Origin of the sequence: Subsaximicrobium wynnwilliamsii, from assembly GCF_007997225.1 — a bacterium.
Taxonomy (GTDB): Bacteria; Bacteroidota; Bacteroidia; order Flavobacteriales; family Flavobacteriaceae; genus Psychroserpens; species Psychroserpens wynnwilliamsii.
The window spans coordinates 117,226-129,238 of the sequence record NZ_VORM01000002.1 but is presented as its reverse complement, the minus strand read 5'-3'; the positions used below and the strand labels follow the sequence as shown (position 1 = coordinate 129,238).

11 protein-coding genes are annotated in these 12,013 nt (G+C 39.3%); 3 read left to right on the top strand and 8 right to left on the bottom strand.

Annotated features, from left to right (window positions below; genetic code table 11):
- Positions 1-333: 333 nt before the first annotated feature.
- From ESY88_RS01970 to ESY88_RS01965, 3 genes are all read left to right on the top strand, one after another.
- Complete coding sequence (locus ESY88_RS01970) at positions 334-1,506, top strand: pyridoxal-phosphate-dependent aminotransferase family protein (protein ID WP_147085220.1); 1,173 nt, start codon at positions 334-336, stop codon at positions 1,504-1,506.
- A gap of 128 nt (positions 1,507-1,634) precedes the next feature.
- On the top strand, positions 1,635-1,778 hold the full coding sequence (locus ESY88_RS20825; protein WP_189702489.1) for a hypothetical protein: 144 nt from the start codon (positions 1,635-1,637) through the stop codon (positions 1,776-1,778).
- Between the two features lie 27 nt (positions 1,779-1,805).
- Positions 1,806-2,573 (top strand): patatin-like phospholipase family protein, encoded by a 768-nt coding sequence (locus ESY88_RS01965; RefSeq protein ID WP_147085219.1) that lies wholly within the window; start codon positions 1,806-1,808, stop codon positions 2,571-2,573.
- Positions 2,574-2,676: 103 nt separating this feature from the next.
- Here ESY88_RS01965 and ESY88_RS01960 read toward each other — a convergent pair whose 3' ends face one another.
- The 8 genes from ESY88_RS01960 to ESY88_RS01925 all read right to left on the bottom strand — a co-directional run bounded on the left by ESY88_RS01960 (position 2,677) and on the right by ESY88_RS01925 (position 12,013).
- Positions 2,677-3,669: an MlaD family protein gene (locus tag ESY88_RS01960; protein WP_147085218.1), complete on the bottom strand. Its 993-nt coding sequence runs from the start codon at positions 3,667-3,669 to the stop codon at positions 2,677-2,679.
- Between the two features lie 5 nt (positions 3,670-3,674).
- On the bottom strand, positions 3,675-4,427 hold the full coding sequence (locus ESY88_RS01955) for an ABC transporter ATP-binding protein (RefSeq protein WP_147085217.1): 753 nt from the start codon (positions 4,425-4,427) through the stop codon (positions 3,675-3,677).
- Positions 4,428-5,210, bottom strand: coding sequence for an MlaE family ABC transporter permease (locus tag ESY88_RS01950; protein ID WP_147085216.1), 783 nt, complete (start codon positions 5,208-5,210; stop codon positions 4,428-4,430). It lies immediately after the preceding gene.
- Positions 5,211-5,361: 151 nt separating this feature from the next.
- Positions 5,362-6,465, bottom strand: coding sequence for a DUF6544 family protein (locus ESY88_RS01945; protein WP_147085215.1), 1,104 nt, complete (start codon positions 6,463-6,465; stop codon positions 5,362-5,364).
- Positions 6,466-6,636: 171 nt separating this feature from the next.
- Complete coding sequence (locus ESY88_RS01940; RefSeq protein WP_147085214.1) at positions 6,637-7,104, bottom strand: hypothetical protein; 468 nt, start codon at positions 7,102-7,104, stop codon at positions 6,637-6,639.
- 144 nt (positions 7,105-7,248) lie between these two features.
- Positions 7,249-7,701: a hypothetical protein gene (locus tag ESY88_RS01935; RefSeq protein WP_147085213.1), complete on the bottom strand. Its 453-nt coding sequence runs from the start codon at positions 7,699-7,701 to the stop codon at positions 7,249-7,251.
- 146 nt (positions 7,702-7,847) lie between these two features.
- Complete coding sequence (locus tag ESY88_RS01930; RefSeq protein WP_147085212.1) at positions 7,848-10,355, bottom strand: cation-translocating P-type ATPase; 2,508 nt, start codon at positions 10,353-10,355, stop codon at positions 7,848-7,850.
- Positions 10,356-10,795: 440 nt separating this feature from the next.
- Positions 10,796-12,013 (bottom strand): bifunctional alpha/beta hydrolase/OsmC family protein, encoded by a 1,218-nt coding sequence (locus ESY88_RS01925; protein WP_147085211.1) that lies wholly within the window; start codon positions 12,011-12,013, stop codon positions 10,796-10,798.

The window sequence follows — 12,013 nt, the reverse complement described above, 5'->3', positions numbered from 1 at the left end:
TATTCCCTTCAGGGTCAGGGCAAAATTAATTGAATTTTCGGCATCATGTTCTTGCCCCTCCCGATAGACTCGGTACTAAAGGGCAACATGATGCCGAAAATTGTAGTACTCAGTTATAGTACCTGTTTTAAACTAGAGCCTTCTTTTACCAACAATAAGTAGTTTTCAGAAAAAATGATTAACCCAAGGTTGCTTGACGTTAATGCCTTAGTCCGCAAACAATAGGAACCTGACGGAAAACGCAAAGATTAGAGATGTCACTTGTATTTAAGTTGACTATATTTATGTGGCTCAACCTTCTAAACACATCTCAATAGATAAAATAAAAAACCAATGAAAGGCAGAAAATTACTTATGATTCCTGGTCCCATTGAATTTGAACCAGATGTATTGCATGCAATGGGCATCGCTACCACAAGTCATGTAGCTCCCAATTTTATTGAGGTTTTTGGAAATAGCCTGGAGCTAATGAGAGCCGTATGGAAATCTCCAAAAGGCCAACCCTTTATCGTTGCAGGAACTGGAACATTGGCTATGGATATGGCTGCTGCCAACCTTATAGAGCAAGGAGATCACGTTCTGGTAATTTCTTCAGGGTATTTTGGCAAACGCTTCAGAGATATTTTGGATCGTTATGGTGCAAATACGACTCTTTTAGAAGCAGCTTTAGGCGAGGTTGTAAGTCTTGAAGCCATTGAAAATGAACTAAAAACAAAATCCTACAAAGCTTTAACCATTACGCATGTAGACACCTCCACTGGACTATTGGTAGACCCGAAACCAATAGCCCTTTTAGCTAAAAAATACCATACCTTGAGTATATTGGATGGTGTGTGCTCGGTTGCAGGAGAAGCCTTACATCAAGACGAATGGGAACTTGATGTCGTTTTGACGGCATCTCAAAAAGCAATAGGTGTACCTCCAGGACTAGCGCTATTGATGGCTTCGGAAAAAGCAATTCAGGTTTGGGAAAACAGAAAAACGCCTGTACCTAATTATTATGCAGATTGGACTAATTGGTTACCAATAATGAGGGCTTACGAAGAGCGAAGACCTTCGTATTTTGGCACACCAGCAGTTAATTTGGTTGTAGCATTAGAAACGAGCCTAAAAATCATTTGTAAAGAAGGTATGGACAAAAGGGTAAAAAGGCATCGAAGTTTAGCAAAGGCATTTAGAGCAGGAATAGCCTCATTGAACCTAAGCATCTTACCAAAAACAAACAAAACAGCAGCCAATACTTTAACGGCCATTTACTATCCAAAAGGCATTGATGACCTTGCATTTCGATCTAAGATGGCCAGTGATGATGTCATAATTGCTGGGGGACTTCTTTCAGAAATAAAAACTCAATATTTTAGAATTGGGCACATGGGCTCGGTATCGGCAAGCGATCTCGTTGCGGTATTAGCCGCGTTAGAGCGTACACTAATAGCATTAGGGCATCCTTTAGAATCTGGAAAGAGCTTACAAACTTTTCAAAAGGAGCACTTGAAAACTAATTAGCAAGACCGCTTACATACAAAAATGAGCAATATCATATCAAACAGACGCAGTATGCCCTTTCTTTGTGTATTAAAATCAGATTCAAGCAAAACGGCTGCATTCTACTTTACAATAAAAAGGGTTTGCCCGTGTTATCGTATGTATTAAAGGCCTATCCTGAGGTCGCTAACATCATCGATGAAGCGGCTTTTAGTCATTTATATGTTACTGAAACAGAAATAGACAACGAAGCGCTTTTAATACAAGAAAAAAATATCGAAATAGCATTATAACAAGCGTATCTAAAAATTATCTCAAAAATGAAAATCGGATTGGTTTTATCGGGAGGTGGTGCCCGAGGAGTTGCTCACATTGGGGTGCTTAAGGCACTTGAAGAGCAGCAAATTGAAATTACTCATATCGCAGGCACAAGTGCAGGTGCTATTGTAGGTGCGCTTTATGCTGCCGGACATTCTTGGGAAGCTATCTTGGCATTTTTTAAGAAAGTGCCCATTTTTCATTACAAAAGATATGCCCTCAACAAGCCTGGGTTTATTGATACCAGCAAATTCCACAAGGACCTAGCACCCTTTTTTGAAGAGGATGATTTCAAATCCCTTAAAAAAGAACTGCATATTCTGGCCACGAACCTTGTTGACGGTACAGAAAGAACCTTCCACGAAGGAGCACTTATAAAGCCTGTTCTTGCCTCTGCTGCATTTCCTGGATTGTTTACCCCAGTAATTATTGATGAAATCCCCTATGTAGATGGCGGTGTCTTAAACAACTTCCCGATAGAACCTATCAAAAAATTGTGCGACACTACCATTGGAGTTTACGTGAACCCCTTGGAAGCCGTATCAGCCAATCAACTAAAACGTTCATATCAGGTTGTAGATCGCGCATATCATATCAGTTTTGTCAGCCTCTGTAAACCTAAATTCAAAGAAGTGGATGTCTTTATTGCTCCTAAGAAGCTCGAAAAATATAAGATGTTCAATCTAACCAACATGGACGCTATTTTTGACATTGGATATGCCGCAGCTGTTGAATCACTCAAAGATTTCAAACATAACAATGGGCTCTAACCGTTTCCAGTACGCCTTTGTAGTTTTTCATATTAAATAACCAACACTTAAAGGCCATGCTGTTTGAGCTGAAGGTTTATAAGGTACTATGTTTTTAAGAAGTCTATTCTTTCATGGCTTCAGCCTGCTTTCTTTTCAAGCGTTCCTGTTTTCTGAAATACCCCCTAAACAAAAAATTATGTTTTAGGGCCTCCATGTTTTCATTCAATTTCTCTGAAGCTTCTTTTATGCTAATCACGGTAGAATCAATATTTTTTACCAGCACCTCATCTTGGGTTATGTGATTTAGGACGCCTTTACCAGATTTTATTTCCTTGATATAAACATCCAGGCTTTTGGTTACTTCATTGATATGATCACTGGATTTTTCAAGATTTCCAATGACGTTTTGGATTTGGTTTTTAGAAACAGTATCGCTCAAAAGTAAGGCGGCCGCACTTTCGTCATAGTTTATTTTTGATATAATGCTATTGATTTGTGCAATCGCTTGAGTAGCGCCTGAAGTCATTTTTTTCAACTCTTCCGCCGATTGCCTGATGTCTTTTGCCATCAAACTATCGTTCACCAATGCGCCCAAACTACCTTTTCCTGAAACAATTTGATTGGTTATCTTCAACAAATCGGCAGTTAATAAGGCTGCATTCTCATTGGTTTTATTCAGTGTGGAAAGCATCTCATCTGTACTAACCTTGCTATGGTTTTTGATCGTATCACCAGAAACCACCTGCCCTGCCTTTTCATCCTTTCCAGGAAGGATGTTGACCACCATACTACCTACCAAACCGTCTGAACTGATCGAAGCTATCGCATCTTTTTTGATGAAAAAAGCAGTTTTTTCTTCTACAGACATCTCCACGATGATCTTCCCTTTCTCCACCATTTCAATGCTGCTCACCGTGCCAACGTTAACCCCTGAATACCGAACATTGTTTCCCAATTGCAGGCCATTCACATTTTCAAAAACAGCAAACAATTGAATGTTTTTACTGAACATTTGCTGCCGGCTTCCAATAAAGTAAAGCGCAGCGATAAGAAGCACTGTGCCAACGACGACAAAAATACCGACTTTTATTTTTTGTGCATTTGATTTTCCCATACTAATTAGTTTTTAAAGAATGCCTGGATCTGTTCATCTTTCGAATTCGAAAGTTCCTCGAAGGTTCCTTCGGCATAATTGGTTCCATCTACCAATAAAATCATTCGGTTTGAAATGACCCGAGCACAATCCACATCGTGCGTAATAATTATGGAAGAGGTATTGTACTTCTCTTGAATGCTTCGCATCAACTGTATAATTTCCTTAGCGGTAATGGGATCCAAACCTGTGGTTGGCTCATCATACATGATGATTTTAGGTTTTAGAATTAAGGCTCTAGCCATGGCCACCCTGCGTTGCATTCCGCCCGAAAGTTCGGCTGGCATTAAGTCTATGGCATTTGCTAATCCCACATTTTCCAAAGCTTCTTTTACCGAAAATTCGGTGCCTTGAAAATTTTCTATTTTATCTTTATGGCGCCGCAATGGGAATTCCAGATTTTCCCGAACCGTCATGGAATCGTACAAGGCACTTCCCTGGAAAAGGAAACCGATTTCGGTGCGAAGTAGATCCAATTCCGTTTGACCCATCGTGGTAATATCTTGATTCTTTATGGTAATATTACCACTGTCGGGCTGAATCAAACCCACAAGGCATTTTACCATAACCGATTTCCCAGAACCTGATTTCCCCATAATGACCAAGTTTTCCCCTTCAAATAGTTTGAGGTTAAACCCTTTCAATACGTGATTGTCCCCAAAACTTTTCTTGAGGTTCTTTAACTCGAGTACAGGTTTTATGTTTTTTTCTGAATTCATTTAGATGTCAAAAAATATATCGGTTACAAAAACGGCGATAAAATCAATTATAAACAACAGCATCGAGATATAAACCACCGCAGAGTTTGATGCCTCTCCCACTCCCACGGTTCCTTTGGCACAATTATAACCCTTATAACAGCCCACCAAGCCAATTGCGAAACCAAAGAAAACCGATTTTACCGTTGCCGGAAGTAAATCGGAAAATTTCAAAGCATCAAAAACCTGATTGAAATAGAGCAAAAAAGAAACATTCCCTTTTAAATTCTCCACAATGGCAGAACCCAAAAGCGCGATGGCATCTCCCATGATGATCAACAAAGGCAGCATCAAGGTTGTGGCGACAATACGGGTAATCACCAAATATTTAAAAGGATTGGTGCCCGAAACTTCCATCGCATCTATTTGTTCTGTCACCCGCATAGAACCAAGTTCTGCGCCAATACCGGAGCCAATTCGACCAGCACAGATAAGCGCGATGATGACTGGCCCGATTTCGCGAACAATGGAGAGACTTACCATAGAGGCCATCCAGGATTGCGCGCCAAACTGCATTAAAGTTGGCCTTGACTGCAGCGTAAAGACAAGCCCCAAAATAAACCCAGTCACACTTACCAATAACAATGACCGATTGCCCATATTGTAGCATTGGCGCATTAGTTCCTTAAACTCAAATGGCGGACTGAAAACTTCCCTAAAAAAGCGTCCGGCAAATAGCGTCATATCGCCAATTTCAGCAAAGAATGATTTCGTTTTGGATAAGATGGCGTTTTCCGTGTTCATTTAACAGTATAACATCAAATGTAGTATTGATTTGGTTAAATAGTCATGATTTAAATCAGCTCGTCGGTTTTGACCAGCTAAAATGCTAGTGAAATAATCCTAAAAAAAATCACGGCATAGCAGTTTTTTTTGCGCGACACAAACGTTTCTTTCAATCCAAATTTTTTAAATTATACTGAACGTCCAGCAAATAAAACTTCCCATAAACAAAATCAGCTTCAGGAAATCGCCAAACTGCATCCGCAGCAACGGGCAAATTATAGCCGTTGATAGTCCCGTATTTTGTTACCGGCGTTGAAAATGGAACTTTTTGGTTGGAATTGACATCCATTCTATCTGCTGAAACAAAATTGATTAGTTGATGCTTTTCGTTAAAATATAAAATAGCCGAAACGGTCGCTTTCTTGTTGGTGTAGGTTGCTTTTACAGATGTATCGTCAATAATTTGCCATTCAATTTTATCATCAATTAATGCAGCAGGAGCAAAAAGACACATATCATTAAAAAAGGTTACGGTTTCTGTTTTAAACATTTCGGGCTCCTTTATAGCCACAACGGGGAACATTGACAAGAGCTTAATAAGCATAGAAGCCTCTTCATCTTTATAACGATGGTATCCTTGGGTAGGCAGCCCTTTGAAATTCGCTTTCATAAAAAACAACCGGGTGGGATTCTCAAAAAAGTTATATTGCGCTGAAGTGAAAGCAAACCAATCTTTTCCTTTTTCACGCATTTTCCCTTTAAAAATAGCTTTGGCTGTTTCTATTTTGGGCTTGCCTAGCACCCCTACATATCTCAAATATTTTTGAACGGGATCGGGAAGGTTCTCAATATCCTTTTCGGAAACAATTTCTTCGGAAACCACATCTTTGGAAATGCTTGCATTTTCAAAAGATTGGGCTACATCCTGATTGTATTGTCCTTCAAAATGGCGCCCGGCCAATGCTATTATTGCAATAACCAACACAATCACATTGGCGATACTGCCAAATTTCGCATCCTGCCAATTCATAATAATCAAAACCTGCGAAAGTACTACCGCTCCAAATGCAATCCAAAACCAAAGATTGCTTTTCAGCAGAAAGAGTACAGCTACAATCACAAACATAAGAGCAACAGCGAGCCACAAAAGACCTTGTGGTTTTGAGAAATTTTGTGAAAGTTGTGGAATTTCAGCCAAGCCAAAAGCGTTGATAAAGCCCATCAAATGAATAAGGCCGTGAATAGAGAGAAGAACGACAAATGCGATTTTCATTTCAAAATGGTTTTGGTAAATTCAAGGACTAGTAAAAAAACCTCCACTGAAAAAAATCAGTTTTACGATCAATTTCAAATAATTAAAAATCCCACGCGAGCCTAATACCGGGTGGATTTTCCAGATAGACACAGCGCCCGCCATGCCATATACACGGCTTGCAATACGTTTTTATTTTCTTTTTAATTCGGTAGGATTGATAAAAAAATCTTCTTTAGTAAGGTTTTCTTCGAAAAACCTTAAAAGTTCTGATTCCGATTCAAATTCTTCATGTCGTAGTTTGTCATTCACTTCGGAAAAGGTTAGCGTATTACCTTCAACATTGAAACCATAAAATACATAGGTAATTATGCCTTTGGTTTCAGTTTGAATATTCATAATACTAAAGCCTTTGATGGTTTTAGAGAAAGCAATTGATTCGTTAGTTTCATTTTCATCAAACACTTGTAATCTATAAGATTTTTCTCCATTTTTCGTGATTTTAATACTTTCATCATCATTTTCTTCAGAATACCATTCTCCGATGAATTCAGGGTTTATTTTTTCATCATTAGGTAAAGCAAATTGAGATTCTAAAGCACAACTCACCATTAGAAATAAAATAAAAACGCCGATAATTCTCTTTTTATGTGTTTTCATTTTTTAAGTATCTAAGAACGGTTTTGTTTCTTATTAGTTGCGTGGTTAAGCACAAAAGTTGGCAAATTAAAAACTGAATAGAAAATCTGCGAGGATTTTCGTAGGTAAACCAAAACCAAGCATCTAATTATACACGGCAAGTTTCTATTCGACTATTATCGTTTTCTCTGTTTTTGGTATCTTTATAATACTAAAAGGTTGAGTCATTACTGAGTTTATCGCTTCATTTTCTAGAGTTGTTACAGAAATATTATTTTCATTTTCAATAACATTTTCAGTTCCAATTTCCCAACCGTGTCCTTTGACTTCAAGAAAAATTGCAAATACAGTAAATTCGTTAAAGTTTATGTCAGTTTCTGTAAAATTCTCACTTACATTATTTACAGAGTTCATTTGTGAGATTAGATTTTGCCATTCATTTGTGTTTGAAATTGTTAAATTAGATTGAGAAATTCCTTCTTGTCCATTTCCGAATAATGCTCCTTTTCCAATTTCCGTGAAATTAATTTCAGTTGATTGATAATCAGCATTATCATCGTTAACACAACTATTCAAAAGTCCGATTCCTAATAGGAATAATAAGATTCTTGTTTTCATAATATGTTTTTTTACTTAATGTTCAATTCATATGTGATTTTTTGTCAAATTTGCTACAACTAGCATTAAGCGCAATTAACACCAACCCAATTTACACCTTTGTCTCCAAAAAATAGTGCATTTACCAATCAAATCCTTTTATATGCTTAATCTTTAGCAAGTTGTTGTCGTTTCCACCATTTTACGATTTCGTACCACAGTGTACTCAACATTCCAATGCCAACACTTATTCCAATTTGCTCAATACTTAGCCTTTCAAATCCAAAGAATTCAGTAAATGGAGGAATGAATAGCAGTGCTAGCGTTATGCTTACCGTGATCCCAATCATAATGGGCACCAATCTGTTTTTATATTTGAAAGTGGTAAAAATGGAATAGATAAAAGAACGGTTTACCAAAGTCAAAACAATGTTGGCGCTTATAAGCGCTGTAAAAACCATGGTGCGGGTTATGGCTTCATTCTGTAAGTTATTTACCGCAATTTGATACACGGCAAGCACACCAATGGTAATGGCCAAGCCCTGGATGATACTTGTGAAAAGTTCGCTCCAATTAAAAAACGTACTGGAAAAAGGCCTTGGTTTTTGAAGCATGGAATTTTTTTCCAAGGGCTCGTTCTCGTAAACTATCGAACATGTGGGACCCATGATCAGCTCCAATAAAATGACGTGTATTGGTGTAAAAATATTCGGATAGACCCAGCCTAAGACCAATGGAATGAAAACGGCCAGTATGATGGGTATATGGATTGAAATAATATACTGAATTGCCTTTTTAAGATTGAAATAGATTTTTCTGCCCATGGCCACCGCATCCACCATTTTCGAAAGGTCATCATCCACTAAAACGAGTGATGCTGACTGTTTTGCTATTTCGGTACCCTTCTTTCCCATTGCCACACCAATATGTGCGGCTTTCAACGCAGGGCCGTCGTTCACACCATCGCCGGTCATTGCCACAATGTGACCCTGCGCTTTGAGCGCGTTGATTATTTTAAGCTTTGCTTCGGGGAACATGCGTGCAAAAATGTTTTTTTCTGAAGTGATTTTTTGAAGTTCCGAAGCATTCAAACTCATGAGCTCATCTCCCGAAACAACATCTTCTGAACCAATAAAATTTACTTTTTTTGCGATGGCCGCAGTGGTTTCGGCAATATCCCCCGTGATGATTTTCACTTGGATTCCCGCATTGTAAAAGTCCTGGAATACCTGGGTAATATTTTCTTTTGGTGGATCATAAAAAGCAACCAAACCCTTGAATTCAAAATGGAAATCCTGTTGTTTTTTGGGCCAATTTTGTCCTTCAAAATTTGTAAGCCCCACGCCCAAGACACGGTAACCTTCCGAAGCCAACTCGCCAATTCTCTCTTTTAGATGAGCCTTTTGGGAATCGCTTAACTGCGAAACGGCAATCAAAGCCTCCGGGGCGCCTTTGGCAGCGATGATGCGATTTCCAGATGCATTTTCAAAAATGTGGGTCATCATTGGGGGCTTCCCTCCCAGCGAATATTCGTGAACCATTTTGAAATTGGGTCTTTCATCAGTTTCTATGCTGGTTTCATAAAAATGATGCAGCGATTGTTCCATTGTATCAAAGGGAATGGGTTCACTGGCCCACATTGCAGTGGTGATGAGGGCCTTCTCACTGTCGGAAAGCAATGCAACTACTGGGGTGCTTTTATTGGTTTCCAAGGTAAACATCTTATCCAGCCGCATTTTATTCTCGGTAATCGTGCCTGTTTTATCCACACAAATTACTGTAGAGCTGCCCAAGGATTCAACAGTTTTCATCTGTTTTACAATAACCCCCATGTTCATAAGCCGCCAAGCGCCAATGGCCATAAAGGTGGCAAAGGCAACCGGGATTTCCTCTGGCAAAATGCTCATGGCTAGCGTGAGAGCCTTCAGAAGACTGTCTAAAACATTTTCAGAATTGTAATAATTAATGCCCCAGACCACTAGAAAGACCAGCGTCCCCGCGATGACCATTTTCTTTACAAAATTATTTATCTGTAACTCGAGTGTGGTTTTTTCAGAAGAAATATCTTCAATACTTTTCCCAATTTTCCCCATTTTTGTTTGGTTCCCAATCGCAAAAATCTCAGCGATTGCGAGCCCTCCCGCCACTTGGGTACCCATATAAATTTGGTTGTCTTTGGAAGTGGCCTCTTTCTCGACGGAAAAAGATTCTCCCGTCAATATCGATTCACTCACCGAGAAATCATTGGAATGTACAATAGTCCCGTCGGCAACAATGGTTGAACCTTCCTCCACCATCAAAAAGTCACCCACAACTACTGCTTCGCTTTTGATTTCCTCAACAGTTCCATTTCGGATGACCTTGCAGTGGGGCTGTGAAAGATCCTTGAGCTTTTCAAGAGCATTATGCGTTTTGGCATCTTGGTAGAGTGAAATGGCTGCCACCAAAAGAATTGCGGCTGATAGAAATAGGCCATCCCCGGTATTTCCGGTAAAAAAATACAAGCTTGCAGCAACCAAAAGTAAAATGACCATGGGTTCCTTGGCCAAGCCCTTTATCGCCTCAAGGAAATGGTTCTTTTTTTTCGATTTGAGAATATTGGAACCATGTTTTGCTCTTGAGGCCAAAACTTGTTCCTGGTTAAGACCTTGTATATCAATATTTTTAAGAGACATTGTTTTTCTTTGTCAAATGTATTGAATTCTATGCGCACATAAAGAACACAACTAATATCGACTATTTTTCGTTGAGAAAAACCAATAGCCTAGGGGCAAGCCCACAAGGTATGCATTGAAAGATCTTTTTTGCATTTAGAGGCAAGCCTCGAGGAATAAAACCCTTTGGAGGGATTCAAGACATGTAAACTCAATCTCTATAAAGGATTTCAGAATGAATAAGGGCAGATACTAAAATCCGGAAATCACTTCAGCAGAACATGCAATGATTACAAAGACAATTTAAAATAAAGCAAATGTGGGAACTTCATTTATAAGCTAACGGAAAGCTAAAACGCAAAAGAAACTCCAACAACAGATTTCACATTTGAAGTCGGAATAGCACAGAAACCATCATTTCCCAAGCTTCCTAAAAACTATGTAAACAAATTATTGAAAGATTAAATCACTTCAGTCTCAATAAGCGTTTCGGTAATCAAGGTCTTATGCACTGGGCATTTGGAGGCAATCTCCTTTAATCGTTCTTTTTGGGACGCGTCTAAATCACCAATGAATTTGAGCTTCTTTTGCAGATGGTCAATTTTTGAGCCAGTTGTGCCTTGGCCCATTAAGTCATTCGCATGTTTTTTGGAGTAGGTGATATAAACAAAAACCTCTTGCAAATCCCATTTTTTACGTTGCGCATAAAGTTTAAGGGTCATGGCGGTGCAAGAAGCCAGAGCGCTGCTCAATAAATCATAGGGCGAAGGTCCCAAATCGTCACCCTTTACCGATTCTGGCTCGTCGGCCAGAAAACTGTGGGTTTCTGTTTGTATGGTGGTGGTGAAATTATCTTCCAAAAGATTCAAATGCGCCACCAATTGTTCCCCTTCTATATCCAACATTTGATTTTTTTCTGAATCCAAATAATGCTTTACCCAATTACCGATCATGTTGCCCACATAAAGGCTATCGGCATTGTTGGTCAACAAGTGGTTGGCGGCATCCAAACTGATGAAGCTTTTGGGATGCATCGCATGTTGATACAATTCTTGAGCATTATCGACTCCCACAATCTTATCGGTTGGGGAATGTAGGATGAGTATCGGCTTTCTTAAACTTTTTGTTATCGCAAGCAAATCGGTTTTGCTAAAGTCTTCAACAAACTCTTGGTTGATTTTGAAGGGTCTTCCTCCAATGGAAACTTCAACATCACCTTTTTCCTCAACCTCCTCTATGGCATGTGAAAAATGATGTATCACGTGATCAATATGTGATGGCGCTCCAATAGTTGCCACCGCTTTGATGTTGTCTAATTTTGAGGCGGCCACAATCACTGCAGCACCTCCCAAACTATGACCAACCAGCAAGGAGGCTGCCTTATAATTCGCAGTCACAAAGTCGTTGACTGCCAATAAATCGGACACATTTGCCGAGAAATGACTGTTGGCAAACTCGCCTTCACTTTGGCCCAAACCCGTAAAATCAAACCGAATCACGCCCAAACCTTGGTTGTTGAGCGCCCTACTAATATTCCGCACAGCCTTATAATCACTATTGCAAGAGAAACAGTGCGCAAAAATAGCATAGGCCGCAGGCTTGCCATTGGCGGGCAGTTCTAAAGTAGCGTTCAATTGATGTCCGTTTTTATTCTTAATTGTAAGGCTGTTCTGATCCAT